Annotated in this window: 2 protein-coding genes; one reads left to right on the plus strand and one right to left on the minus strand. The window is 22.3% G+C overall.

The annotated features are described in order from the left end of the window. Positions 1-219: 219 nt before the first annotated feature. A complete protein-coding gene (locus tag EHV01_RS04515; protein WP_422066399.1) occupies positions 220-1536 on the minus strand; it encodes an Mbov_0401 family ICE element transposase-like protein in 1317 nt (438 codons plus the stop codon). A gap of 92 nt (positions 1537-1628) precedes the next feature. Between EHV01_RS04515 and EHV01_RS04520 the strand changes: the two genes are divergently transcribed. After that, the coding region (locus EHV01_RS04520) for a hypothetical protein (RefSeq protein WP_422066400.1) at positions 1629-2761 on the plus strand (1133 nt) is incomplete at its 3' end.

Consider the following 2761-nt stretch of genomic DNA (forward strand, 5'->3'; position numbering starts at 1 on the left):
TRRTAGTATTCATTATTCTTAGGTTTTTAATAAAATTAAGTAATTAGAAACAAATTAAGTTTCGCTTATAATTAAATGATAACAAAATTTATAAAAAATTCAACTTTTTTTAAAAATATAATTTTTAGTTGAATAAATAATTTATAAATTTATAAAATTTGACACACTAAAAAATACTTTTTAAAGTTATTGCTAATTTTAAAAGGTTTTTATTTTTTTTTATAAAGATAAAAATTGATTTTGAAATTGATTTAAATTAAGTATATTAAATTCAATTTTTTCTTTATTATTTTTATCAACTTTCTCATCATTAATTTGATTATTAAGTCTTAACATTGAAGCAATTAACATATTGATAAATGTTTCTTTACAATATATTTTCGCACCCCGCCCTTTAACAGCCTTAATATAATGCGATACATCACCTTCAACATGACAACCAATATTATATTCTAATGTTTGGTTTTCAATACCTTCTTTATTATTTTTAATTAATCTAATAGCTTTATTCAAAAAATCTAATTTAGAATCGCTTATAAAAAATTTACTATCTTCTAAACACTGTAATAATTCTTCATATTTACCATTAAAAAAATAATCAACAGCTTTATGATATGCTTCTCTATTTTCCTTATTTTTATTTTGAAAAGGATATATTTTTTTAAATATACTTGTAAGATGAAATTTATCTAAGCTATATGATACCTTGTTATTTTTATATTTTGCTTTTACTGCTCTATAAATTTTTTTAATTTGTTTTTCACCATCACTTAATATTAATATTTTAGTATTTTCATTAATATCATAAGTATCCATTAATTTAAAAATTTTATCAATAAAATTATCAATATTAGATTTATTATTTTTATTCTTATGATTTTTATTCATCATTTGGAAAACTCCTTTTTTCTTTTTCATTTTTATTTTGGTTTTTGTTGACTTTTCTTTATCAACACCAACATGCATAGTAGCAAGAAATATTTTATTTTCAACTCTTTTTTTATTTTCTCGCATTGGTTCAAAAGCTCCGTCAATTTGAATATATAAAACATTATTTGGAATTTTAATTTTATTGTTATTTTTGTTGCTTATATAGTCAAGTTTTTCTAAATCGGCATTTTTAAAAATATTAGATATTGTTCTTTCGCTAATATTTGCATTCTCTGTTGTATGCAAAATATCTTTATATCTTTTTCCATCGCCCATAAAAGACATATATTTATCTTTTAAATTTATTTCGATTCTTTCATATTTTTTTAAGCCTAATTCTTCATCTAAAGGATAACGATTTATATTTTCTTTTTTTTCTTCATCATATTTAACATATAATCTTCTTTTAATAGGAAAATCTCCATATTCTGTTTTAATTGTTTTTGGCAATTTTGATATCACCTTATATCCTTGTAATATTTGTCCTTGTTGATATAATTTAAATATCTCATTATCTTTATTAATAAATAAATTTTTAACTTCATTGTTTGTTTCTATTATTTTATTTTCTTTATAATTTCCTAATAAATTTTGTTTTAATTCCATTTTATAATTTCCTTTCGTAATTAAACAATTTTTTTAAATTACAATACTTAATACTTCAAATAATTTTATCAAAAAAAGGAGGTTAATTAAAAATGCAAGATTTTACAAAAATTAATAACAAAAAACGAATTACTAGTTATGAACATTTAAATAAAAAATATGATTTAAATTTTAGTGACTATAATTTTGGTTTTGATTGAGAAGTATTTAAAGAATTTGTTGGTGATAGTTATGCCCGATATTTTACTTCGCCAACTTTTTTTAAGTTTGTTTCAGCGGGGCGTGGTACTAATAAAACATGAAATCATTTAGCAGAAAAATTATTTTTTGCTTGTAATTTTATAGATGCTTCATCTAATATTTTACGAAGATATGCCAACACCCACGAAGATACTACATTTGGCGATACAATTAATGTCTGTAATTATCTATATGATAAATATGGGATTGATATAGGACCCGACAATGAAAATGGTATTGTTTGACCTAAAAATGTTAAAGAAGGCGGCGAGATTGTTTTTCCTAGTGGTGTTCGCATTGCTTTTGCGGGTTATGCTAATGGCAATAAAATTATGGGTAAAGTTGGTAAAGGTAGCGGTATTATATCGGCGTGAACAGATGAAATGATACATGCCGAAGAAAAAGAAATCTTAACTGATAAAGAATTAGATAAAAGATATAATAATTTAAGAGTTTCAATGTTTCGTTCTAAAAGTTTAAAAGTATCTTATGAAAAATATACCGATGAAAATAATAATGAACAATATAATCTAGATAATCCTATTCCTGTAAAAGAATTATCTTGGACATTTCAAGAATGAGATAACATAGCAAAACAACATATAACAGTAACAACATATTTTCATAAAACATATTCTAATCAATTTACTTTTAATCCTTTTGATAAATACCATGTATTTTATGAAAAATTTGTAACCCCATATTTACCCTTAAATGAAAGAATTAAAAATATTTTAAAAGAACACAACCAAGTATATTCAGAAAACAAACAAGCATTTAATGGTTTGGGTATTTTTAATTTACGATTAACAATGGGTTCTGTATGAAATAAAATACCTGATATTAATAAAAAACTTGTTTTAGCAAATAAAGAAGAGCGACCTGATTTATTTGAACTTGAATACTACGGTTTTGAATATAACGATAATGACCCCAGTATTTATGTTTTACGAAATTATCGTAAATATATTAAAGAATATAATTT

Source organism: Spiroplasma sp. hy2 (assembly GCF_044714365.1).
Classification (GTDB): domain Bacteria; phylum Bacillota_I; class Bacilli_A; order Mycoplasmatales; family Mycoplasmataceae; genus Spiroplasma; species Spiroplasma phoeniceum.